Genomic DNA, 22,999 nt, shown 5'->3' with positions numbered 1-22,999 from the left:
GCCCCCCCACTTTATAATGTGGCGGCACGCCCCCCACCAGAGAGATCCGTTCAGATGGACTCTTTCCGTTCTTTTTCAGACAGGAGAACTGTAGGAACTCTCACTCCCTCGCCGCGCCTGAGGCATGAGACCATGGGACGGCGGGCGAGGGTTTCTCCAGAACTCAATACTCATCCCTCGTCCTCCCTCTCCTGGTGCGTCCACGGATACCTGGCATACAGTCCCCGCGCCATCCTCTCCATATCAAAAAGTTCGGCCGCCTCCTTCTCGGTGAGATACCCCTTCTCCACCGCCAGGGCCGGGACCGCCACTCCCCGGCGCCTCGCCTCCCCGGCAAGGTTGGCCGCCCTGAGATGACCGATCTGCGGCGAGAGGAGGGAGGCGAGCGCCGGGTTCTTCATCAACAAGGCGCGGGCCTGGCCGCGGTTCGCTCCTATCCCGGCGACGCACTTCTCCTCGAAGAGCGGGAGGAAGGAGGTGAGGAGCGAGAGAGAGGCGAGGATGTTGGCGGTCATCACCGGGGTCATCACGTTCAGGTCGACCTGCCCGGCCTGGGCGGCGAGGGCGACGGCAGTGTCGTTGCCCACCACCTGGAACCCGACCATGTCAAGGCACTCGGCCATCACCGGGTTCACCTTCCCGTTCATCGTCGAGGAACCCGACTGGACGGCCGGGAAGGTGATCTCGGCCAGACCGCTCGTCGGCCCCGAACCAAGGAGCCTGAGGTCGTTGGCGATCCTGATCAGTTCAAGGGCAAGTTCGCGCAGCGCCCCGGAGAAGGCCGCCATCGCCGCCCTGCTCTGGAGGGCCTCGAAGGAATCGGTGGCAGGAATGAGCCCAAGGCCGGTGAACCTGTTGAGGTCGGCGAGGACGGTCTCGCGGAACTCAGGGTGGGCGTTGGCCCCGGTCCCGTTCGCGGTCCCGCCGATGGCCACCTCCCTGAGGTCTTCCCGCCGCTCCTTCACCCGCCATGCCGCCCGGCGGAGCGCCGTGGCATAAGCCACGAACTCGGCGCCGAGGGTGAGGGGCAGGGCGTCGGTGAGGTGAGTCCGCCCACTCTTCTGGACGTCTGCGAACTCCTCCCCTTTCCTGGAGAAGGCCCTTGCCAGGGAGTCCAGGACCGCAAGGAGACGGTCGGCCTCGGTGATGATCGCAAGATGCGAGGCCGTCGGGAAGGTGTCGTGGGTCGACTGGCACCTGCCGACATGGTCGTTCGGGGAGAGGTAATCGTAGTCGCCCTTCTCGCGTCCAAGGAGTTCGAGGGCGCGGTTTGCCAGCACCTCGTTGACATTCATGTGAAAAGACGTCCCCGCCCCGGCCTGGAAGACGTCCACCACAAACTGGTCGTCGAAGCGCCCTTCAAGCCCCTCGTCCGCGGCTTTGACGATCGCCCACCCCAGTTCCGCGTCGATCTCGCCGAGGGCCATATTCGCATAGGCCGCCGCCTTCTTGAGCACGAGATACGCCCTCACCAGTGCCGCAGGTTCCCGCACACCGCTCACCTGGAAATTCTCGACTGCCCGCAGGGTCTGGACTCCCCAGTAGACCTCTGCGGGCACCGCACGCATGCCGAGGGCGTCGCGCTCACGGCGGGTGGGTGCCCCTGTATTCCCTGCCGGTTCCTGCACTCGAGTCCACCTCCTCTGGGTGGCGCCTGGCGCACCCACCCTGCACCGCCGCCTCGTGCACGGCGGCGGCGACGGCCCCGGTGACCCGGCGGTCGAGGACGTCGGGGAGTATGTGGTCAGGGCGCGGATCATCGACGGTGGCGGCAAGCGCCGCGGCGGCCGCCAGTTTCATCTCGTCGGTGATCCTGGACGCCGCGGCGTCGAGGGCGCCCCTGAAGATCCCTGGGAAGGCAAGGACATTGTTGACCTGGTTTGGGAAGTCGCTCCGCCCGGTCCCGACGACCGCCGCCCCCGCGGCCGACGCCTCGTCAGGCATGATCTCAGGGACCGGGTTGGCCAGGGCCAGGACCACCGGGTCGTCGTGCATCGACCCGACCATCTCGGCGGTCACGATCCCCGGGGCCGAGACCCCGATGAAGACATCGGCGCCGACCAGCGCATCGGCGAGGGTGCCGTCGAGGTCATGCCGGTTAGTCTCGTGGGCGAGGATGTACTTGTGCGGGACCGTGAGGAGGTCTTGCCGCCCGCGGTGGAGCGTCCCCTTGCTGTCGCAGACGATGATGTCCCAGACCGGGGTGCAGAGGTGGCGGTCCATCCCCAGGCAGGTGAGGAGACGGGCGACGCCGTATCCGGCCGCCCCGCCCCCGCTCACCACGATCGTCAGGTCGGCAAAGTCCTTCCCGAGGACGCGGCAGGCATTGACGAGGGCCGCAAGGACCACCACCCCGGTCCCGTGCTGATCGTCGTGCATCACCGGGATCCCGAGGTCCTGGAGGGCCTCTTCGATCGCAAAACACCGCGGCGCCGCGATGTCCTCCAGGTTGATCCCGCCAAAGACCGGGGCGATGTTCCTGATCTGCCCGACGAGGTCCTGGCCTTTGTCGGCAAAACAGATCGGAAAGGCGTCGATCCCGGCAAACTCCTTGAAGAGCAGGGCCTTGCCTTCCATCACCGGGATAGCCCCGTAGCCCCCGATGTCCCCGAGCCCGAGGACCGCCGAGCCGTCCGAGACGATCGCCACGGTGTTGGCCTTGAGGGTGTAGCGGTAGGCGAGGTCTGGGTCGGCGGCGACCTGGCGGCTCACCCCGGCGACGCCAGGCGTGTAGGTGAGGCCCAGGTCGTGGGCCGTCCTGACCGCCACCTTCCCTCTGATCCCGATCTTTCCATGGTGGCGTTCATGGAGGGCCAGCGATTCGGCGTAGATGTCCCGCCCCATAGGCACGCTCTCGCGCCCGCCGGACTCTTAAAGATTGGCGTCACTCCTGCCCGGCCGCCAGCACCCCGAGCCCGAGCACGATGAGGAGGGTGCCCATCGTCCGGTCGAACCAGTGGCCCATCCTGAGAAAACGGCTGCGGACCGCGGCATGGCTGAAGAGGGACGAGACGAGTGTAAACCAGAGGGCGGTCGCCACGCCCATGTACACCCCGTACCCGGCCTGGAGGAGGCCCGGGGTGCCAGGGGTGATCACGACCGTGAAGAGCGAGAGGATGAAGAGGGCGGCCTTGGGGTTGAAGGCGTTGGTCATCACCCCGGTCACGAAGGCCTTCCCCGCGCCCGGAACCCGGACGGCCTCGATCCCCCCGTCGCCGTCCTCCCGGTACGGCGGGGTCTGCAGGGCCTTTATCCCGAGGATGATGAGGCAGGCCGCGGCCAGGACCTTCATCACCGTGAAGGCGACGAGGGAGTGGGCGATGAAGACCCCGATGCCGAGGAGGGCATAGGTCACGTGGATGAGGAGCCCGCAGGCGATCCCGAGGCTGGTGAGGAGGGCGGTCCGCCAGCCATACCTGACGCTCTGCCTCACGACCATCGCGAAGTCGGGGCCTGGCGCCGCGACGGCCAGGAGATGGATGATGGCGATGGTGAGGAACTGGGTGAGATAGAGGGAGGCGGTCATGGTCTGTGGGAAAAGAGTCGGCGGGCAGGAGAAATAAAGCGATCGGCTGGCTCTGTTGAATCATTCGTGAAGCGAGATCACGCCTCAAGCATACGGGATGAAAACTTCCTGTTGCGGGATCATTTTTTTAAGACAGGAGAACTGGCGAGGATTTAGTTCCATCGCCGCCCCCACCTCTCCTCATCGTGGAAAGACGACCGGAGGGAGTCGAGAAGATCTTTGATCTTCGAGTCCGGGGGGGTTCCCCTGGTACGAGACGGCAGAGACGATCCTGCGATCGGGGGCCCTGACCCCGGACCCCAGGGATGAAGATAGGGTCGGGAAGGCGCAACTAATGACTATGAAGAGCGTATTGCCACCCTCGACCTATCGTGCCGCGGGGGGCCGGGGGGTGCAACCCCCCGTAGAGATAACAATCCAGAGGAATTCTACCGAGCCAAAATAGTGACTATGTAGAATCCGGTCTCTATTCCAGATACAGGCGTGATTTTCCCACTTCTCCCCATGCTCGCGCCAGGGGGTGCGGCTCCCCCGAACCCCAGGGAGGATGACAGGGCCGGGAAGGCGCAACCGATGAGCATGAAGAGGAAGGTGCCGTTTTTGGCTATATCGTGTTGCGAAGGGTTCAGGGGACAGTGCCCCTTCCCCGCACACCCACGAATTATTCAATCGCCTCTGCTCGAACCGCACACAGGTTCATGCCTTTAGTCTCCCGCCCTTCACCGCCCAGCCTCCACCGCGAGGAGCGCCTCCACCCAGCGCCGCGCTGCGCACGGGTCGTCGGTGGCAAACCCGTCCGCACCCATCGCCGCCGCCCGCCGCACTTCGCCCTCAGTGTTCAGCACCCAGGGGACGACATGGAGATAATGGGCATGGGCCTGCACGACGAGGTCGCGGCCGAGGCGGTCGACGCGGGGGAGGAGAACGCCGGCCCCGACCGAGAGGGCAAGGCCGATGGGATCCTCGAGGGGGCGCGAGAAGATGAGCCCGGTCTTCACCTGCGGGAGGATCTCCCTGACCACTTCAAGGCTCGAAGGATAGAAGGAGACGACGAGTACCCCGTCGGTCCCGTGCTCCCTGACCGCTTCGCAGACCGCCGCCTCGATCCCGACCTCTTTGATCTCCACCACAAGCCCGCACCGCTTGAGGACAAGGTCGAGCACCTCTTCGAAGGTTGGGATCTGTTCGCCTTCGCCGGCGTCGAGGCGCCGCACCTCGTCGAGGCTGAGGGCCCCGACCGCCCCATGCCCGCTCGTCGTCCGGTCGACCGTGGGGTCGTGGACCGTCACCAGGGTGCCGTCCTCGGTCTGGCGGACGTCGACCTCAACATAGTCGGCGCATGCCATCCCATCCTTGAGCGCCGCAAGGGTGTTCTCAGGGGCGACAGCCCGCGCCCCCCGGTGGCCGATGATGAACATGCCGAGAGGCAGGTGATACGATGATATAGAGGTGACGGCGGCATTGAGATGGACCAGGTGAGATTCGCGCGGTCACTGGAATCACTCATGAAATGAAAACACGCCTCACGCATACGAGATGAACATTTCTCGTCGTTTTATCCCTCACATTAAGACAGGAATACCCGGTGAAGACCTCACCCAATCTCCGCCCTCGCCTCTCTCCGTCGCGGGGATGAGCATAGGGATGAGAAGGCAGAGGCCTGAATCATGCTGAAGGAACTTTAGTCCTCTGCATATCGACCGCACCCCGACCAGGTTCATGCTAAATCTTCCTGTGGGACGACGAGTCTGCAGGGACCGCCGCAGAATGATCAGGTCGAGAGAGGTACGGCAGTCCTCAAGCACGTCGGTCATGACTTCCCGTATCATAACCCGGGCTTAGAGGAGCACCCCGGCAAGCGCACCGGCGCCGGCGACGCAGAGGGACACCCCCATCAGGGGGAGAGTGTAGTGTCTCAGCACCGCCATTGGGGGGTCTTCGGTGGTTCTCCCGACCAACCAGAAGTAGGGGTCGCTGAAGGCGGAGACCGAGAGAGTCCCTGCGGCGATGAGCAGCACAAGGGCAACCGGGTGGAGAGGGAGCGAGGCGACGACGCCGGCAGTGACCACGGCGGTCACCACCCTTGAGCCCTGCGCCGCCTGGACAAGGACGGCAAAGACGAGGGGGAGCAGGAGAAGAGGCACGACCCCGTCCAGCAACCCGAAAGTGTCCTGCGGGAAGGTGCTTGCCAGGATGACCCCTCCCAGGGCACCGGCGCCGCAGAGATCGTAGATGATCACCCCGGCATGTCGTGTCCCCCACTTGAGGGCGGCGTGCCGTTCTTCGGCGGTGAGGAGGAGGAGGGCCCCGGCCATCCCAAAGAGCAGGGCCGCCTGCACCGACCCGTCGCCAAAGACCGGCCAGATCAATCCCGCCGCTGCACAGGCAAGGGGAAGGGCGAGGGGAACCCATGCCCGCCGCCCGACAGTCTGGACCCGGGAGGGAGAGATGGCCGGCGACCCGCCGCGCCCCATCAGTGTGCTGACCCCAATGAGGAGGAGGAGGGCAAGGGGGAGGGCGACGAGCAGGTATTCTCCGGCGGAGAACGCTGGCGCCGCCGCCGACGCCGCAAGGGTGACCGGGGTCGGGTAGACCAGGGCAAACGAGAGGGTGCTCCCGATGGCCGCGGCATAGAGGGCGCGTTTGCGGTCTGAGAGGCAGGAGAGTATGGGGGATGCGACGATGAACGCCGTCATGCAGCACATAAAGGGGACGGCAAGGACCGCCCCTGTGACCGCCCCGACCCAGGTCGGCCGCTTGAAGAGGAGAGAGAGGTCACGTACGATCTGCTCGCGGTAGCCTGGCATTTTGAGCACGCCGGCAACGACCGACCCGGCAAAGACCACCACGCCCAGGAGCACAAAGACCTTGCCCGCCCCTGCCGCGGCGGTTCCGACCACCGCTCCGGCCGGCACGCCGGCAAGAAGCCCGTACACTACCGCCGCGGAGAAGAGAGTCAGGAAGGGGTTGAGGCGGAACCTGACGGTTGCGACTGCGATGAGAAGGAGGACGACAAGAAATGCCACAAATGTCTGCACGATCATCTCTTGCCGCGAGCAGGTATCACCTTTGCGCCTGCAGAGAATGGCGGAAGAAGAGGTTCGCGGCGCGTGGTGTCTGCAGCAGAGCAAATGAATCAGACCAGAACCAAGAAAAGATGAGGACTTCTACAGGGCTCTTATCCCCGGACAACTCTCCTCTCTGCCCTGGCCCACATCAGCCGGCCCTGATACCGGATCTCAAGAAGCCGATGGAGAGGGATGAACGTCTCCTTCCCCCGCACGCAGACGATGAAGTGTCCCCTCTCGATCGCCCTGATCTCACTCCCCCGCACTGTCGAACGGTCTTCCGGCGCCCCACGGTCGAGATAGGCCACCTCCACCTCGTCGAAGTCGTACGAAGGGTCATGAAGGAGACGGAGAAGGAGCCGGTGGCTTGTCCGCATCGCAGGAAGGATCGAGATCCTGCTATATATAGGCGGCGGTGCAGGCCCCATCGCCGCCCCGTTCCACCTTCATGGCTCATTTAATAAAAGATATTAACTTCACGCCCAAACCTCTTTTAGATGTCAAAATCAGTCATCACAGTTCTGCTCATCGGTGCTGCAGTGATGTGCGCCTGCTTTGCAGGGTGCACCGGCACCGAGACTCCCAGCGCCTCCGCCGAGGCCGGGGCAGGGGATATGCCAACCTACGTCGTCGGCATCGACGCCCCATATCCTCCCTTCTCGCTGGTCGACAAAGAAGGCAACCCCACCGGGTTTGACACCGAGTCGATAGAATGGATCGCAAATGAACAGGGATTCAAGGTCGAGTTCAGGCAGATCGCCTTCGGCAGTCTGGTCACAGCCCTCGAGGGTAAGAACATCGACATCATCTACTCAGGGATGACCATCACCCCTGACCGGGCGGAGAAGGTCAACTTCACCAACCCCTATTGGCAGGTCAACCAGACAGTGATCACCAGGGGCGACTCGAGCCTGACCATGGACGATGTCCTGGCAGGCAAGGCGACCGTCGGGACCCAGAGCGGCACCACCGCCGTGATCTGGATGGACGAGCACCTGGTCGAGAACGGCACGATGCCCAAGGAGAACGTGAAGCATTACGACACCATCTCCATGGCTGCCACCGACCTTGAGAACGGCAACATCGATGCCGTGATGTTTGACAGCACGGTCATCAACGATGTCATCTCCGGCAAGGACCTCAAGAAGATCGGCTCCGTCGACACCCAGGAATTCTTCGGGATCGGCGTCAGGAAGGGCGACACCGAACTGCTCAACACCCTCAACGAGGGGCTTGACAAGTTGATGAACGACCCCCACTGGCAGGAACTGATCAAGAAGTACAACATGGAGTGACCTTTTCAGAGGTTACTCTCATCTTTTTCGCAGACTCCGGCCATGCCCGGGGCCTGCACGAATCTTTCACTGTTGATTTTTTTCTTCGAGGTCTCTGAAGAAATTCTCTTGATCTCTCTGTATTGGGAGGCATGCCGCTCGAAAATTGGAAATTTTGGCCCTGTAGAAATCCTCCCCTATTGTGTGCAGAGAATACGTGTCACCCGCCTTCCCTCATGAATCGCGCCCGGGGCGCGGTGGTAGGGGAAGGCATGGATCCATGGGTGCGCAACGAAATTGAGAGGCTCTCTCTCACATCCACCGCAAACTCCTGGGAGGAGGAGGGCGGGAGAGGTTTGGGACGACCTCTTATACTAAAAATCGGTGAAGATTTCTCCAAAACAAAAAAAAGAATTTTTTCCCTGCACTCTTCAGTCAAGTTCCACCAAGACCTCAGGGACCGTGGACGTATCCTCGAAGGTCTTTGTAATCTCTCCTACGAACACAATTCGAGTCTTTGCAGGGGAGAAGTCGGCCTGGACAAGCGGGGCAAACCAGTAGTCATCAAGCGCCTTCTCCGCGTCCGTGAAGTCGAGGGCCGGCGTCGAGTAGATCACGGTCCCATTCTCCCCATCTCTCACCTGTGCAAACCCTTCCACCAGGAAGGACGCCGTCTGATCGTCCACCGCGACCGACTCGACCTCATGCCCTCCAGCATATTTTTCGAGCGCCTTCGCAAATTCCTCGGTCGGGTCGGCGATCTCGAGGAAGACCGCGAACCTCTCCAGCCAGTTGAGCGAGTACGTGAAATCAATCGTCGCGGCGCCGCTTTCATTCACCGAGATGTTCAGTTCTTCCGCCGTGAAGGCCCCTGCCGGCAGGACCATACCTGCAACCAGAAGGAGCATGGCCAGGATCCGAATCCATGCCTTCATCTTTTCACCACCACCCATACATCAGGTTTCCGCTATATAAATATAGTGAGCAGATTCTATTCGTTTCTGTCTCATCCACAATTTTTATATACCTGGACCATGATCGGTGGAGGTAATGGGCCGCCCCGGGAGGCACCTCATTGCAGGAGGGTTTATGACCTGGCTTTTTGCGGTGACCTTCTTCCTCGTCCTGATGAAGAGCGTCGACCTCATGATCTTTCTTGTACTCGTCTCGATCGGATTTTTTCTCCTCATCGAAGTGCTTGACACCGCCTTTGTCAGGCCCTCCCATCTGCTGTACCTCAGGTACCTGGTCGCCGCCGGACTTGTCCTCTGTGGAGCGACTCTCATCGACAACGTGGCGAGGGTGCTCATCTGATGAAGAGAAAAACGGTCGTTCAAGGGGTGGGGGTGACGGCGCTTTCGCTGGCGTGCCTTCTCGTCCTGCACGGGATGATCACATCGCCCATCCTCTACTCAGAGGACCGCCCTCTCTCCACCCTGGCCCATGCCAGGCCGTCGCCAGATGAACGCCCCCATGACGGGCGGGTGGAGACGGTCGTGCCTACCATGGAAGACCTGATGGACCGGACCGAGACCATCGTCCTCCATGTCAGGGAGAAAGACTTTGAAAAGGCGGAAGAGGATCTGGCCCGTTATATTGAAGCCTCTCGCACCTTCAACACCCTGATCGTCAGCCTCGACATGACCGAGAGCGACGTCAGGGAGTTTGCCGAAGGGAACATGGAACACCTCGCCGCCCTCACCGCGCTCCTTGAGAAAAGTAAACGGATGGACGAACTTTCCAGGCTTGAAGTGGTCTACCAGGACGAAGAAGACCCAGGATATTCCAGTTCGATCTCATACGAGGGCGAAGCCCTCCAGATGAAGATGGAGGAGGCCATGGAGCGCTATCAGGACCAGCAGACGACCATGACCGAGGTCGGGACAAAATACGACCTCCCTGTTGCCTCGTATATCCACAGCGCCACCGTGTTTGCAGGGGTGGTGAACGAGACCGACCATGCCAGGCAGGCATGGACCCCCGGGCCAGGCGACAACCGCCCTGACCCACCTGCACCCGCGGTCTCGGTCGACCCACCCTCTGCCACCTATGGTGAGACCATCCAGGTCTCCGGCACGACGCTGGTGGTGTCTTCAAGGGCGGTCTCGCTCTTCCTTGACGGCACAGAATGGACCACTGCGACCGCCGATCAGGCTGGAGGGTACGTCGCGGCGGTCCAGGCCTCTTCTCTTGGCGCAGGGCGCCATCTCGTCTATGCCGTCCATGACGGAGTGTACTCGGATCCGACCGAGTTCGAGGTGGTGGCCGCCCCTGCCGCCCTCACGTTGGAGGCCGGCCCCCTGCCGTCGGGAGGAGAGGAGAATGTCGCCTGCCGCGGCACGCTGTTCTGCCAGGGAAGACCGGTCGACGGTGCCCAGGTCACGGTCACTTCTGACGACGGCGCCTCGCTCACGGCAGAGACCAACAGGGCCGGGGCATATTCCTGCACCGGGCATCTCGCCCCCGGTCAGAGGGCACTGCGCGCGGAGGTCTCCGAAGACCTCCTCCCCATCAGGCCCACGGTCAGCGAGAGCGTCGAGGTGGCGGTTCCTGAGCCCGGCGCACGGGTCACGGTCCCTGTCATGCAGGCCGCGGCCGTCCTGCTCATGGGGATAGGAGCGTCGGCGGTGGCCAGACACTGGCGGGCCCTGCGCCGCGCCCGGCACCTTTGCGTCGTGCCAGGGCGAAAGGTGACTCCTGCAGGAGGATGGCCTGGCAGACCGCCGGACGGCGGCGGCGGCACCCGCTCCGCGGCATGGACGCCCGGGGCGGTCGACGCGCAGTATGCCGTTTTCATCGCCGCGGGACGTTACAGCGATGCGGTCCGCCTCCTGTACCTCGCCCTTGCCGCCAGGATCGGGACCGCCCTGGGGGTCGGGAATTATACCGCCCTCACCCCGCGCGAGGTGCTCGGGATTGCGGCGGCGGGGGCGCCCCCAGCCCTCTCAGGATTCATCCATGGGTATGAAAAGGTGAGATATGGTCGGCATGAACCCTCGTACGAGCAGACAGAACACCTGCGCCGGTTGTATACCCGCGCCTCTGGCACAGGGGGGGATGATGATTAACCGTGCCTGGGGAGTGGCGGCGACCCTCCTCCTCGTGGTGACGGTCGCCCTCTCCGTCCATTTCTCGACGACCGGTGAGGACTACGGGGTTTCAAACCGCGGCTGGAACGGGATCTCGATCTTCTTCGAGACCGTGCACGAGAGGGGCGGGGAGGTGATCGCCGACCCTGGCCTCCTCACGGGGTATGAAGACTCCCTTCTTCTCGTCGTCGCTCCGGTCGGGATGCCGGAAGAGGGGGGGTTCGGCGCATATCGTGCATTCCTTGAAAGGGGCAACACAGTCGTCATCATAGACGAGGGGGGAACCTCCAATGTCATGCTCCAGAGTCTTGGGGCGCTGATGAGAGTCGTCCCTGGCACCGTCTCCTCTCTCGACTCCGCCTATGCCTCTCCCTTCTTCCCGTCCGCCCACCCTGCCGCCGACCACCTGCTTCTCGCCGACGTGGAGAGCGTCACCTTCAACCGCCCGGCCCATGTGACCGGCGGCAATGCACTCCTGGTCTCCGGGGTCTTCACCTGGGAGGACCAGGACGGCGACGGGAGGATGGAGACCGGCGAACCGTCAGGGACATATTCGTTCCTTGCACGAGAAGAGATCGGCGGGGGGGAGGTGATCGTCTGCGCGGACCAGAGCCTTCTCATCAATGCCATGCAGGAGGGGCAGGTGCTCGGCGAGAACAGGGGCTTTGTCGAGAACCTCATGGCATATCGCGGGACGCTCCTCATAGACGGTGCGGTCTCGACGGCGACCGAGGACCACGCGGTTCTTGCCGGTTTCAGGGATGCACCGATGGTCCAGGCCGGTCTGCTTGCGGCGGTTCTCTTCGCCGCGGCGTTCCTCTGGAGAAGGAAATACAGGAGAGGGTGGGTACATGGAACCTGATCATGTCGCAACAGAACTGGATGTCATCGCTGAGACCTATCAGAACATGACCGAGAGCATGGGCCGGTTCGTGGTCGGAAACGAACCTCTCATCAGGATGATCTATATGGGGATGCTCTGTGAGGGGCATATCCTCCTCGAAGGCGTACCGGGCACGGCCAAGACCGTCATTGCAAAGACGATCGCCCTCCTCTCCGGATGCGAGTTCAGCCGGGTCCAGTGTGCGGTCGATATGCAGCCAGCCGACATCATCGGGGTGCGGGTCTATGACCCTGAACGCAGGGACTTTGTCCTGAGAGAGGGTCCGATCTTCTCGAATTTTGTCCTGATCGATGAGATGAACCGGGTCAGCCCGCGGACGCAGAGCGCTTTTATCGAGGCGATGAGTGAACGGCAGGCCACGATCGACGGTACGCTGCACCGTTTTGCAAGCCCCTTCTTTGTGGTCGCGACCCAGAACCCGTACGAGTTCGAAGGAACTTTCCCCCTCATCGAGGCGCAGAAAGACAGGTTTATGTTCAGTGCAAGGCTCGACTATCTGGACGCCGAGGGAGAACTCGAGATCATCAGGCGGGAGAGCACCGGTTTTCTTGACTGGGAGACGTTCAGCACCAGGGTCACCCCGGTGCTCTCCCCCGCCCGGATTGTGCGGTTTGTCAGGGTCGTCAGGGCGGTCGGGATGGAAGACCCGGTCCTCCAGTATATCAGGGACATCGTCCTTGCCACCAGGAACCACCCTGACATCTGGCTTGGCGCAAGCCCGAGGGCGTCCATCGCCCTGGTGCGGGGAGGCAAGGCCCTTGCCGCCCTGGACGGCCGGGCCTATGTGGTCCCTGACGACATCAAGTGCGCTGCGCGTCTTGCCCTTCCCCACCGTCTCATCATGAGGCGCGAGGCCGACCTCGGGGGCGTGACCGCCCACGAGATCACCGACGAGATCCTTGCCGCCGTCGAGGTGCGATAGGTGTCTGTCGGGAGCAGTACCTACGGGGGTCTGGGGGTTCTCGGGATACTTGCAGGACTCTCGCTCCTGGCAGAGAGCCGCGCCGCCGCCCTTGGAGCGTGCGCCGTCGGGACATTTCTTCTGGTCAGGTATGCTGCGACCTCTCGCAGGTTTGCCATGGTCGCCGGCAGTCTGGAGACTACGAGGACGGTGGATGCGGCGGTGGTGAGACAGGACGCAACGGTCGGCGTGCAGGTGCGGGTCAACGGCACATTTCCCCGCGGCTGCCAGGTCGAGGTCGAGGACCTCCCCCCTGCCGGGGTGGAGGTGGTGAGGGGATCGCCCTCTATCACCTGTCTCGGGCCGTTGACTGAGGAGGGCGTTATCTCCTACTCGATGACCGTCCCGACCGAGGGGGAGGTCTTCTTCAGGGGGGTCGCGCTCAGGATCCATGACCCCTTTTTCCCCAGGGCCGCGACCTTCAAAGGAGAAGAGGTACGCCTCCCCACCCTGGAGGTGCGTCAGGAGCGTCGGTTTCTCTCCAGGGAAGGGGGGCGGCGCGACGCCAGGCCTGTCTCCCGCCCTTCCCTCGCAAACACCGGGGAGACGGTCCGTTCTTTCAGGAAGTTTGGGACCGGCGACGACATACGCACGATCGACTGGAAGATCTCAGCAAAACAGGGGTCTCTCTATGTCAGGGTCTATGCCGACGAAGAGGCCCGCCCTCCACTCATCTTTGTCGACCTCCCCAGGAAAGGTGCCAGCTCCCGTGCCCAGGCCGCCATGAAAGAGGCGGTGCGGGGTGCGATCGCGGCCTCGGTGGAGAGACATGGCCGCGCCTCCCTGATGGCGGTGAGGGGCCCAAACCTCCTGGTCTATCTGCCCCTTGAAGCCGATTATGCACGGGCCATGCAGGCGCTTGCCAGGAGTGCGGGCAAAGCGACAGAAGAAGCGCATTTTTACCGTGCCCGCACGCCTCCCTCCCTCAGGGCCGACCTGAACGCCATCATGCACCGTTCAGGGAATGGGAATGGAAACGGTCATGGTGCCGCCCCCGCCTATCGCGAGAGACTGGCGGCGGCCTATGGGTCGGTGCTCAGGGGACGGGAGCAGACAGTCTATGAGCGGCAGGTGGCACAGGCGGTATGGCGACTCAGACCGCACCATATCGAACTATTTTCCTGCAAGGACGGCGGCGACCAGAGTCACCTCGAGTTTGTCGTCTATATCGCAGAATATGTCGGGGTCCAGGTGGACCTCTGGAAACAGAACGGACACGGGTGGGCCGGGGTCGCCGGAAGAACCCCCCCTCTCAAAGGAGCAGAGGTGATCCGGTGAGGCCGGTCCTCTTCCTCCCGGTCCCCCTTGCCCTGGGGATCGGGCTTCTCTCTGGGCTCGTGCCTGAGACCCTGGTCTTCTCGCTCCTTTATCTCGGGGTCCTCCGCCTGGCGCGGGACTGGGGGCCTGACGGCTGGCTCCTGCTCTTCTGCGGCGGCGAACCATTGGTGCTGGTCACGGCGGAGGCGTCATGGGGAGGTGCCGTCCTCCTCCAGGTCCTGGTGTGTTGGGCGGCGGCGGGCGCCCTCGCCCAGGCCCCGTCGACGCCAGGAGTCGGCGAGGTGGGCGTGGGGGCGGGGTGCATCCTGGGGGCCGGGGCGCTGATCGCCGCCCTGGGAAAGGTCGGCCCTGCACTGCTTGCAGGGGGCGGGATGGTGCTCCTGGCATTTTTCCTGGTATGGCTTCTCGAACGCCAGATGAGATCCAGACTGGAGATCGGATCATGAAAGAAGACGGCTACAACGATTATTTCCTGGCAGGGGCGGTGCTGATCGCGGCTGCCGCCCTGGTGCTGGTCATCGCCTCTCTCAGTGACCGGGGCGACCTGACCAGCGCGACACTGGTCCTGAGCGGGATCACCTCGTTTATCGGCGGGGTCTTCCTCCTCACGCTCTCAAAAGGCGAGCCTTTCGACCCCAGATATGTCGGTGCCCTCCCTGCCGCCGGCACCATCAACCTCAGCAGGGTGGCCTCAGACCTCGGGCTGATGGGGGACGGGGTCTATCTTCCCCGCGAGACGACCCGTCCTCCTCTCCAGTTCATCCCGGCGGGGTCATATCATGGCGTACCGGTCAGGGACGATTTCTCGTTTGCCACCGACGACGGATCTGAGGGACTGGTCTTTGTCCCGATGGGGCTCCCACTCCTTGAGCAGTTGAAGCGGGAGGCACGCCTCATGGTCCCGACCGACGAGCAGGACCTCCTCACCTGCGTCCAGGAGGTCTGCTCAGACGTCCTGGAGGTGGCCGAACACACCGTCGCGGAACGGAGCGGCGAGGCGGTCGTCGTGACCCTGGAGAAGTTCAGACTGCTCTCCTGCTGCACCGCCGTACGTGCCGAGTCCCCGAAGTGCTGCACCATGGTCGGGTGCCCGTTCTGCAGCCTTGTCGCCTGTATCCTGGCCGAAGGGTTCCAGAGGCCGTGTATGCTCTCGAAGGTGCAGGTCGACGAGAGGCGGGGCGACCTGACCGTGGTGTACTCTTTCCCTGGATGAGTGTGCAGGAGGGGCGGGTCCCCCGCATCCAGGGTGTGGGCGGTTTTTGCGGAGGCATGATGACCGACGGTCGTGTCACGCCTGCACCGAGAATTGGCGAGGAGTTCTACAACACCATAAAATGTATTTATTCTTTTTGGAGATCTCCGGCGGCAGCAAATAGTTATATACTATAACCGTCTCCTGTCGTACACCTGAGGGGGGAGAATGAAATCATTTATACGGTACAGGCAGGCCCTATTTCTACTCGCTCTGCTCTTCTGGACCGTGCCGGCGGCCCTGGCCGCCGACCCTGTGGTGCTTATCACGTGTTCCGAGCCCCTGGAATGCAACGGACTCGAAGTTTCAGAGGTCTCGTTCCTCGACCTCATCGACCCTGCAGTCACCAGGACCATGCTGGACAGCACCACCGGGGATGACCAGAAGGTGCTCGCCTGTCCAGCGGTCAGGGCTGTCTCCAGGGATTTTCCTGACGCCACCATCAGAGGGGAGAGATATACGGTCACGACCCGCAGCGTTCCAGGGGTCGACTGGACCGGAGTGCAGACCTATCCGGTCTACAGAAGGTCGGTGGTCCCGTCGGTTTCAACGGCGATACCAGGAAAGACCGGGAACGTCGTCCTGATGAGAATTCCGCCGGAGGTTCAGGGCACACCCACATATGAAGCCCTCTTCGCAGGCACCGATACGATGTACCTGTACGCTCCCAGAGGGATCGTCTACATAAACCCGAGGTCCGGCGAGTACATATCCTGGGGAGAGTTCAACGGGACCGGGTATGACCCCTGCGACTCTGCCGCGACCATGGCGAACACCCGCGTCGACCTCGGCAGATTTTCGGTCGACCCAGCGCGGGCACGTGCCATGGGAGAGGCACACCCCGGGACTCTCCCCCCGCCAGGCGAGTACCTCTGGTGCGCCTTCAGGTACGACCAGGAGACGTGTGCCATGGAGGTCCTGGGTATGACGCCGGTATTTGTCATGGACCAGGACCGTGCGATGACCTGGAATGGCGGAGACGTTCCTGCGACCTATGCCGGGGGTAATGTCACCCTCGGTTTTGAAGACGGGGAATCTCTTGATGGGATGGTGTACTTCATCTTCAGAAAAGATACCTCCTATGAAGCCGAGATGAGGGTTGACTGCAAGACTATCATGGCGATGATCGATCATCCTCGAGTTTTCCCGGTCTCTCTCATCGATTTCCTCATCCAGAAGGTGCCCGGAGATGGCGTGGAGGAGCGTCCGGTCAGGTGTACATTGCGTGCCGATGGTGCCGCGAAGGGGGGCGGCGACTCTGGTGCGGTCCTCCCGGTCTCCGCGGGCTACGGGACCTCTGGTGTCGGCGAGGGGCAGGAGGTCACCGTCCCGGCGTCGGCACTCTCCGGTCTGACTGAAGGGATCTACATCGTCACGCTCTGCGGCGCCGGCAGGGACGGGGCAGTCTTTGCCTTCGACCAGGAAGAGATCGCCGTCGGTGCGAACGCACGGCCGGGGAGGTCGCATGACGGCGGCGGGAGCAGCGACTGGTCAGGCCCGTCGAAGCGTGTCGGTCCCTGCGAGGAGATGATCGAGATACAGACGATGGCCCCGAAGAGCAGCGAGGGCGAGGTGAAAAATCCAGGGGGTGCCGCCGCCGTCAAAGAGATCGGGGTCTGGGAAGACTCCTCAAAAGATCCTGCCGAACCTGCCGGAAAACTGCCGGCGGTGCTCGGGTATCTGACGGTCCTCCTGATCGCCCTCCTCGGCATCGGGATCGCCTTTGGCCGGAAGCGGTTCAGGTGACCTGCCACGGCCTGGTCCCCCTCTTCAAGCCTCTCTCAAAACCATCTCCCCAAGAGAGTTGTGGGATATGCTCCCTGTATGCCTGAGTCCAGGGTTCATGCCTGATTCTACAGAACCGGGACGACCTCTTTTATTCTTCAGGCGCACGGCGATCCCAGAGCATTTAACCTTGCATAACAGAAAGAATTAGCAGATGGCTCAGTTGACCGTGGATATCGGGGGCCGGCCCGGTGTCGATTGCCGGGGGTTTTGCGAGTACTGTTATTTCAAGCACGTCGGCGACGTCGCACCCTTCGGATGCCAGTACTGTCCCCCCTTCAAGGTGGGCTGCGACTACTGCACCCGCGGGGTGAAGGAGCAGTACCGCGGGTTCAAACCCCTCTCCACGGTTGCAGATGATATCCTTGCCAACCTCCAGATGCTCTCCGGCGAGATCAGCCGCATCACGATCAGCGGCGGCGGCGACCCGAGTTGTTACCCTGAATTCACCGACCTGGTCGAACTGCTCGGGAGCATGGAGGCCCCGCTCCATATCGGATATACGAGCGGGAAGGGGTTTGACGACCCCGGCATCGCCGATATGCTCATCGAGAACGGTCTTACCGAGGTCTCGTACACCATCTTCTCGGCCGACCCCGAACTCCGCCGGCGCTATATGCACGATCCTACGCCCGAGGCTTCGCTTGCGGTGATGCGCAGGCTCTGCGAGGAGATCGATGTCTATGCGGCGGCGTTGGTGATCCCGGGCGTCAACGACGGCGAGAAACTCGAGGAGACGTGTGCGTGGCTGGAGGACGCGGGGGCGAAGGGGCTGATCCTGATGCGGTTTGCAAACACCACCGAGCAGGGGTTGATCCTTGGGAACGCCCCGGTCATCGAGGGGCAGGAGGTCGAGAGCGTGGAGGCTTTCAGGGAGAGGGTCACCGCATTGGCCGCCTCTCATTCCCTCAAGATCAGCGGCACGCCCCTCTGGGACCCTGAGATCGGGTCCCCCTTCGCCATCCTCAAAGAACCCGGCCTCCTGGCCAGACTCCCGAGAGTGCGGCGGCGGGCGACGGTGGTCAGCGGGAGCATCGCCACGCCGTACATCCAGCAGGTGCTCGACGCCTGCGGCGGGGGGTGCCGGGTGGTGGCCGCGCCCAAGGAGATCGCCTGTCTCATCACCCGCGACGACCTTGCAGCCCTCGACCCTTCCACGCTCGACGAGGCGGTGATCATCCCTGGGCGTGCCTTTGTCCATGACCGGGAAGCCACAAAAGTGCTCTCCCGCGACGGCGTTGCCCGCACGGTCGTCCGCGGTCCCGAGATGCTCACCGCCGATGCCGAGACCTCGATGGGGATGCGCAGGGACGATGTCCTGCTGATGGAGATGGAGGGCTTCGCCGCGCTGATCCATGTGCTCAATCAGTACGGGAGCGAGTGAGTGAACGAGTCTGGCGACGAATAAGTGGGAAGTCAGAATCAAAAGGTCGCCCAATAAAATGTACCCGGCCAAAGACCTGTAGAAAACATCCTTTTTCGGCTCTGTAGAACCCCTCTTGATGGCTCTCTTCGACGGGGGGCTCGGTCCCCCAGCCCCATCGTGGTCCTGGGGGTCCGGGCGGCACTCACCCCAGGCAGGAGGGTGCGCGAAGGCAGGTCGATCAGACGTGCCGCCCTCGTCGCGACTCTTCACCGCAATCTCGCCACCGGGGGGCGAGTGCCCCCGGACCCCCCACGGCGAGGATAGGCAGGGGCGGCAATGACGTAATGATCCTATGCGGTGTCCTGCTCCGAAGAGGGAATAAGGATTCCACTCACTAGAGACCAACAAGAATTTTCATCCCGTATGCTTGAACCCCGAGTTCATGCCCGATTCTACAAAATCACTTTTTCATCACTCACCTCACCCCCCGGTGAACCAGATCCAACGCCTTCCCTCATGTTTGTGACGGGGGCCGTGCCTCCCGGAACCCCCGACAGAGAGAAGATAGCCGAGGGACGGCGATTGGGTGATCCCTCCCTGTGATCAAAGCAATTTTCATCGCGTATGCTTGAACCGCAGGTTCATGCTCAATTACTATGAGCATATCCCAAAACTCCCTGAGACCCGACCATCGTCTTGAACTGAAGGCTTTCCTTCCAGGGATTCTGGACCTTATCCTCCACCGGGGAGCTTACTGCCCCCGAAACCTCCCGCTGATGAAGAGTGGCAGGGGATCGCAGCCTCTCTTCATGGCTTCTTGCTGCCTTTCCAACCCAATCGCCATTCCGAAGGGGTTTGGGGGCGGTAAGGAAGTGGTGATCCCGCCGGGTGTCCTGCTTCGAAGGGGGAGCAAGGCTCGATGCACGCGCCAGAGATTCAGATCATTTTCATCCCGTATGCTTGAACCCACGCAGGGTTCATGTTCAATTCTACAGGGCCCAGGCAATAGAACACCCTGGCCATGATAAAGTATCCCATAATCTCGTGAAAAGAGAGCCAGGGACAACAAGACCTCCATCACGATTTCTTTCTCTGCCTTCCCATCCCTATCTTCACCCCACAGATCTCGGGAGCAACGCCTCCGAGAGAAGGGTTTGGGAAGGCACGTCGATCAGAGATGCTGCCCCAACAGGACGATGGTTCACTCACTCCAGAACCTCGTTTTTCAAGAGATCATAACATCGCTCTTTTGCGTGCCGCTCGGTCCAGGGGCGGTGGCCACATTTCTCCAACAGGATGAACCGAACGTCTCTGAGAACCCTGGAGAGGGGGAGGTGTGTTCCTGCAAAGGGGTGCGGGTCATACGCACCATGGACCACGACGACCCGACATTTGATCTGCTCCCCTGATGCCAGCAGTTCCCCGCTGCTCCTCAACGCATCGGCCTCATTCCAGACGTGCTGATAGACCTCATACCGGCACTCCGCGACCTCCTCGTCATGGGCCAGGGGGTCATAGGCGTCCGCCCTGGCGAGGAGGGACCCGAACCTGGCCAGAGCGGTGTCACGGTTCCCCACGGCCGGACCGCTCAGGACTTTCATCAGGGAGAGGACTTCTTCTCTCTCGTCGTCCCCGAGTCTTTCGAGTCTGGTCCTCATAATCTCCCCGGCACACTTCTCTTCAAACGGGCCGCTCCCGATGAGAATGAGTTTTTTCACGACCGAAGGATACCGGGCGGCCACGATCCATGCAAGCCATGCCCCCCACGAAAAACCGATGAGGGTGACCGGAGGATCCCCTTCGCTCTCCAGAACATTCTTCAGTTCCTCGACCTGGCCTTCAAGGGTGGTCGCCGTCTGGAACGGTTCAAGGACGCCACCCACAGACGAAAGTTCACGGGCAACCGGCGCCATCTCTCCGGCCGCGCCCGGGCCGCCGTGGACGACCGCGATGGAAAACGGGCTCTCGCCGTAGCGTCTCAGGGTGTGCATCTCGCTGTTCCTCTATCTCGACCGATCAGGTGCAGTTGCCTCCAGAGAGAGATATAGGATATGCCTGAGAAGGAGGGCGGGACGTGGGGGCGATGGCGGGTCTGAGATTTGTTCGGGCGGGGGGCGGCACGCCCCCTGGTCACCAATGCGTCACGATTGGTTGTGGACGGCACTTCCCCTTCAAGGATTTCGAATATGCCTTCCCCGCTCTATCTTAATTCCAGGGGTCCGGGGGCAGGGCCCCCGGCGAGAAGATTGAGGGAAGGCGGTTGAATCATACTCAAACCAAAAAACCTGAGATTTTCTACAAAGCCGAAAAAAGAACTCTGTAGAAATCCTCGTGATGAATCTCTCTGGCGGGGGGCGTGCTGCCCCCCGAACCCCCCGCCCACACGATAGGTCGAGGACGGCAACCCCTCCATCATGGTCATCTATTCTGCCTTCCTGTTCTCATCGCGGTCCCTGGGGTTCTGGGGCCGCGCCCCCGGCGAAAGACTGTAGGAAGGCGGGTGACACACATTCTCCCTGCGACAAGTGAGATTTTCTCCAGAACCAAAAAAAGCAAAAAAAGCACGCAGAGAGAGGGGACACTTGCCCCCGCCCCTCCTCACTCCTGGTCGTCGCCGTGATTGTTGTGCCGCTTCATCTCGAGGTCGCGCAGGACATTCCGCTTGATCTTGCCTGAGATAGTCTTTGGAAGATCCTCGACGAACTCGACCGCCCGCGGGTATTTGTACGGGGCGGTCGTCCGCTTCACGAACTTCTGGAGTTCCTTGATAAGGGCGTCCGAGGGCTCGAAGCCCGGCGCCAGGACGACAAACGCCTTGACGATCATCCCCCGGATTATGTCGGGCGATCCCACCACGGCACATTCCTGGACCGAGGGATGCTCCATGAGCGCCGACTCGACCTCGAAGGGACCAATCCGGTAGCCCGAACTCTTGATCACGTCGTCGTTACGGCCCACGAACCAGAAATAGCCGTCTTCGTCCATGTAGGCCTTGTCCCCGCTGTAATACCACCCGTCCTCGAAGGATTCCTCATTCGCATCAGGGTTCGCAAGGTACTCCATGAACATGCCAGGAGGCCTGGGGTCGGCCTTGATCGCGATCCGCCCCTCCTCGCCGACAGGGACAGGGGTGCCGTCGTCGTCATGGAGTTCGACCTGCCACCCTGGCGAAGGCCTACCCATCGACCCGAACTTCGGTTCCATAGAGGGGAACGTCCCGATACAGAGCACCGTCTCGGTCTGGCCATAGCCCTCGTAGATCGTCTCTCCGGTCCCCTTCTTCCATGCCCTGATCACCTCGGGGTTGAGGGGCTCGCCGGCGCTGGCGCAGTGGTGGAGCTGCGAGAGGTCGAACTTTTCGAGGTCGGCAAGGATGAGCATCCGGTAGACCGTCGGCGGGGCGCAGAAACTGGTCACCTCATATCTCTCAAGGACCGGCAGGAGTTCGGTCGCCTTGAACTTGCCGCGGATGTCGAAGATGAGGGTGCAGGCCCCCTGCATCCAGGGCCCGAAGAACTTGCCCCAGGCGCACTTGCCCCACCCGGTGTCGGCGAGGGTGAAGTGAAGGTCGTTTGGCTTGATGTCGAGCCAGAACTTCCCGGTGATGATGTGGCCGATCGGGTAGGCCTGGTTGTGGAGCACCATCTTGGGCTCGCCGGTCGTGCCCGACGTGAAGAAGATGAGCATCGGGTCGGTCGACCTCGTCCTCTTCATGCCAGGGAGCTGGACAAGGGTGGTCGAGGCCGGGGCCGGGTAGGTGAGTTCGATGGGGTAACTGACCCATCCGGCCATCTCCCCATCCACCAGGAAGCGAGAGACAAGCGAAGGGCACTTGGCACAGATCTCCTCGACCTTCCATGCGTTCTCGGTGTCGGTGATGACCATCTTGAACTTGCCGGCATTGACCCGGTACTCCAGGTCCTTGGGGGTCAGCATCGTCGGACAGGGGCAAAATATGGCGCCGAGCTTAATGGCCGCAATCGCGAAGATCCACCACTCTGGAACGCGGTGAAGCATGAGGATGACCCGGTCGCCCTTGTTAATACCGTACTTGAGGAGCATGTTGGCCGCCTGGTTCGAGAGGTTCATCAGGTGGCGGAAGGTGTAGTACTTCTCATGCTCTTCCTGGTCGGTCCAGATCATCGCAAGTCTGTTGCGGTCTTTCTCTGCCCACATGTCGACGACGTCAAAGCCGAAGTTGAAGTACTCCGGCACCTCCTGATGGTAGGAGGCATAGACGTCCTCGTAGGTTTGGTATGTATGCTCGGCGTCGTGCATAACGCTATACCATTGGGAGGAACGGTTGATATAGTATGCGATGTATGGGGTCTGGAAAAACGCTCGTAGATGTGCCAGAGCGACTGTTTTGATCCCGTGCTGGCGCTCGTTCCCCTGGAGAGAAGACCGGGTGGGGAGCGTGGGGTGATCAGAATTGTCCTCAGATTACTCAGTCAAATTTTTGTGGTGTCTCTCTGTGGCGGGGGGGGTGCACCCCC

Annotated in this window: 19 protein-coding genes; 10 read left to right on the top strand and 9 right to left on the bottom strand. The window is 62.1% G+C overall.

Features of this window, described 5'->3' with window-relative positions; translation table 11 throughout:
* Window positions 1-170: 170 nt before the first annotated feature.
* The 6 genes from J2129_RS02450 to J2129_RS02425 all read right to left on the bottom strand — a co-directional run bounded on the left by J2129_RS02450 (window position 171) and on the right by J2129_RS02425 (window position 7,022).
* A complete protein-coding gene (locus J2129_RS02450) occupies window positions 171-1,628 on the bottom strand; it encodes an aspartate ammonia-lyase (protein ID WP_209629271.1) in 1,458 nt (485 codons plus the stop codon).
* On the bottom strand, window positions 1,585-2,844 hold the full coding sequence (locus J2129_RS02445) for an NADP-dependent malic enzyme (protein ID WP_209629270.1): 1,260 nt from the start codon (window positions 2,842-2,844) through the stop codon (window positions 1,585-1,587). Before J2129_RS02445 ends, J2129_RS02450 begins: the two co-directional genes overlap by 44 nt.
* A 40-nt stretch (window positions 2,845-2,884) precedes the next feature.
* The gene (locus J2129_RS02440) at window positions 2,885-3,526 is read right to left on the bottom strand and encodes a LysE family transporter (protein ID WP_209629269.1); all 642 of its coding nucleotides are present in this window, start codon (window positions 3,524-3,526) and stop codon (window positions 2,885-2,887) included.
* 719 nt (window positions 3,527-4,245) lie between these two features.
* Complete coding sequence (locus J2129_RS02435; RefSeq protein ID WP_209629268.1) at window positions 4,246-4,944, bottom strand: glycerophosphodiester phosphodiesterase family protein; 699 nt, start codon at window positions 4,942-4,944, stop codon at window positions 4,246-4,248.
* Window positions 4,945-5,364: 420 nt separating this feature from the next.
* The gene (locus J2129_RS02430; protein ID WP_209629267.1) at window positions 5,365-6,570 is read right to left on the bottom strand and encodes a hypothetical protein; all 1,206 of its coding nucleotides are present in this window, start codon (window positions 6,568-6,570) and stop codon (window positions 5,365-5,367) included.
* A 134-nt stretch (window positions 6,571-6,704) separates the two neighbouring features.
* Window positions 6,705-7,022 carry an RNA repair domain-containing protein gene (locus tag J2129_RS02425; RefSeq protein WP_245320547.1) on the bottom strand — a complete coding sequence of 106 codons (318 nt, stop codon included), beginning with the start codon at window positions 7,020-7,022 and terminating at the stop codon, window positions 6,705-6,707.
* A gap of 69 nt (window positions 7,023-7,091) precedes the next feature.
* Between J2129_RS02425 and J2129_RS02420 the strand changes: the two genes are divergently transcribed.
* Window positions 7,092-7,889 carry a basic amino acid ABC transporter substrate-binding protein gene (locus J2129_RS02420; RefSeq protein WP_209629266.1) on the top strand — a complete coding sequence of 266 codons (798 nt, stop codon included), beginning with the start codon at window positions 7,092-7,094 and terminating at the stop codon, window positions 7,887-7,889.
* A 410-nt stretch (window positions 7,890-8,299) separates the two neighbouring features.
* On the opposite strand, the gene J2129_RS02415 is transcribed toward J2129_RS02420, so the two are convergent.
* Entirely contained in the window at window positions 8,300-8,803 is a 504-nt protein-coding gene (locus J2129_RS02415; protein WP_209629265.1) for a hypothetical protein, read from the bottom strand.
* Between the two features lie 154 nt (window positions 8,804-8,957).
* On the opposite strand from J2129_RS02415, the gene J2129_RS02410 reads away from it, so the two are divergent.
* From J2129_RS02410 to mmp10, 9 genes are all read left to right on the top strand, one after another.
* The gene (locus J2129_RS02410) at window positions 8,958-9,182 is read left to right on the top strand and encodes a hypothetical protein (RefSeq protein ID WP_209629264.1); all 225 of its coding nucleotides are present in this window, start codon (window positions 8,958-8,960) and stop codon (window positions 9,180-9,182) included.
* A complete protein-coding gene (locus J2129_RS02405) occupies window positions 9,182-10,936 on the top strand; it encodes a carboxypeptidase-like regulatory domain-containing protein (protein ID WP_209629263.1) in 1,755 nt (584 codons plus the stop codon). Before J2129_RS02410 ends, J2129_RS02405 begins: the two co-directional genes overlap by 1 nt.
* Window positions 10,929-11,819, top strand: coding sequence for a DUF4350 domain-containing protein (locus J2129_RS02400; RefSeq protein ID WP_209629262.1), 891 nt, complete (start codon window positions 10,929-10,931; stop codon window positions 11,817-11,819). The genes J2129_RS02405 and J2129_RS02400 overlap by 8 nt, the downstream gene beginning before the upstream one ends.
* The gene (locus J2129_RS02395; RefSeq protein ID WP_209629261.1) at window positions 11,809-12,783 is read left to right on the top strand and encodes a MoxR family ATPase; all 975 of its coding nucleotides are present in this window, start codon (window positions 11,809-11,811) and stop codon (window positions 12,781-12,783) included. Before J2129_RS02400 ends, J2129_RS02395 begins: the two co-directional genes overlap by 11 nt.
* Window positions 12,784-14,100: a DUF58 domain-containing protein gene (locus J2129_RS02390; RefSeq protein ID WP_209629260.1), complete on the top strand. Its 1,317-nt coding sequence runs from the start codon at window positions 12,784-12,786 to the stop codon at window positions 14,098-14,100. It begins immediately after the preceding gene.
* Window positions 14,097-14,546: a hypothetical protein gene (locus J2129_RS02385; RefSeq protein WP_209629259.1), complete on the top strand. Its 450-nt coding sequence runs from the start codon at window positions 14,097-14,099 to the stop codon at window positions 14,544-14,546. Before J2129_RS02390 ends, J2129_RS02385 begins: the two co-directional genes overlap by 4 nt.
* The gene (locus tag J2129_RS02380) at window positions 14,543-15,313 is read left to right on the top strand and encodes a hypothetical protein (protein WP_209629258.1); all 771 of its coding nucleotides are present in this window, start codon (window positions 14,543-14,545) and stop codon (window positions 15,311-15,313) included. Before J2129_RS02385 ends, J2129_RS02380 begins: the two co-directional genes overlap by 4 nt.
* 207 nt (window positions 15,314-15,520) lie before the next feature.
* A complete protein-coding gene (locus J2129_RS02375; RefSeq protein WP_209629257.1) occupies window positions 15,521-17,098 on the top strand; it encodes a hypothetical protein in 1,578 nt (525 codons plus the stop codon).
* 193 nt (window positions 17,099-17,291) lie between these two features.
* The gene (gene mmp10, locus J2129_RS02370) at window positions 17,292-18,521 is read left to right on the top strand and encodes a methyl coenzyme M reductase-arginine methyltransferase Mmp10 (protein ID WP_209629256.1); all 1,230 of its coding nucleotides are present in this window, start codon (window positions 17,292-17,294) and stop codon (window positions 18,519-18,521) included.
* 1,187 nt (window positions 18,522-19,708) lie between these two features.
* Here mmp10 and J2129_RS02365 read toward each other — a convergent pair.
* Together J2129_RS02365 and J2129_RS02360 are read right to left on the bottom strand one after the other, a co-directional pair.
* On the bottom strand, window positions 19,709-20,494 hold the full coding sequence (locus J2129_RS02365; RefSeq protein WP_209629255.1) for an alpha/beta hydrolase: 786 nt from the start codon (window positions 20,492-20,494) through the stop codon (window positions 19,709-19,711).
* A 607-nt stretch (window positions 20,495-21,101) separates the two neighbouring features.
* Entirely contained in the window at window positions 21,102-22,781 is a 1,680-nt protein-coding gene (locus tag J2129_RS02360; protein ID WP_209629254.1) for an AMP-binding protein, read from the bottom strand.
* Window positions 22,782-22,999 lie beyond the last annotated feature (218 nt).

It is taken from the genome of Methanofollis sp. W23, assembly GCF_017875325.1.
Taxonomy (GTDB): domain Archaea; phylum Halobacteriota; class Methanomicrobia; order Methanomicrobiales; family Methanofollaceae; genus Methanofollis.
Note: the sequence above shows the minus strand (reverse complement) of the source record. Positions and strands in the feature narration are given on the sequence as shown.

What these genes read in the sequence shown, in the direction of transcription:
- J2129_RS02445 (WP_209629270.1), bottom strand. Translation starts at nt 2,844, where the DNA reads ATGGGGCGGGACATCTACGCCGAATCGCTGGCCCTCCATGAACGCCAC.
- J2129_RS02440 (WP_209629269.1), bottom strand. Translation starts at nt 3,526, where the DNA reads ATGACCGCCTCCCTCTATCTCACCCAGTTCCTCACCATCGCCATCATC.
- J2129_RS02435 (WP_209629268.1), bottom strand. Translation starts at nt 4,944, where the DNA reads ATGTTCATCATCGGCCACCGGGGGGCGCGGGCTGTCGCCCCTGAGAAC.
- J2129_RS02430 (WP_209629267.1), bottom strand. Translation starts at nt 6,570, where the DNA reads ATGATCGTGCAGACATTTGTGGCATTTCTTGTCGTCCTCCTTCTCATC.
- J2129_RS02425 (WP_245320547.1), bottom strand. Translation starts at nt 7,022, where the DNA reads ATGGGGCCTGCACCGCCGCCTATATATAGCAGGATCTCGATCCTTCCT.
- J2129_RS02420 (WP_209629266.1), top strand. Translation starts at nt 7,092, where the DNA reads ATGTCAAAATCAGTCATCACAGTTCTGCTCATCGGTGCTGCAGTGATG.
- J2129_RS02415 (WP_209629265.1), bottom strand. Translation starts at nt 8,803, where the DNA reads ATGAAGGCATGGATTCGGATCCTGGCCATGCTCCTTCTGGTTGCAGGT.
- J2129_RS02410 (WP_209629264.1), top strand. Translation starts at nt 8,958, where the DNA reads ATGACCTGGCTTTTTGCGGTGACCTTCTTCCTCGTCCTGATGAAGAGC.
- J2129_RS02405 (WP_209629263.1), top strand. Translation starts at nt 9,182, where the DNA reads ATGAAGAGAAAAACGGTCGTTCAAGGGGTGGGGGTGACGGCGCTTTCG.
- J2129_RS02400 (WP_209629262.1), top strand. Translation starts at nt 10,929, where the DNA reads ATGATTAACCGTGCCTGGGGAGTGGCGGCGACCCTCCTCCTCGTGGTG.
- J2129_RS02395 (WP_209629261.1), top strand. Translation starts at nt 11,809, where the DNA reads ATGGAACCTGATCATGTCGCAACAGAACTGGATGTCATCGCTGAGACC.
- J2129_RS02380 (WP_209629258.1), top strand. Translation starts at nt 14,543, where the DNA reads ATGAAAGAAGACGGCTACAACGATTATTTCCTGGCAGGGGCGGTGCTG.
- J2129_RS02375 (WP_209629257.1), top strand. Translation starts at nt 15,521, where the DNA reads ATGAAATCATTTATACGGTACAGGCAGGCCCTATTTCTACTCGCTCTG.
- mmp10 (WP_209629256.1), top strand. Translation starts at nt 17,292, where the DNA reads ATGGCTCAGTTGACCGTGGATATCGGGGGCCGGCCCGGTGTCGATTGC.
- J2129_RS02365 (WP_209629255.1), bottom strand. Translation starts at nt 20,494, where the DNA reads ATGCACACCCTGAGACGCTACGGCGAGAGCCCGTTTTCCATCGCGGTC.
- J2129_RS02360 (WP_209629254.1), bottom strand. Translation starts at nt 22,781, where the DNA reads ATGCACGACGCCGAGCATACATACCAAACCTACGAGGACGTCTATGCC.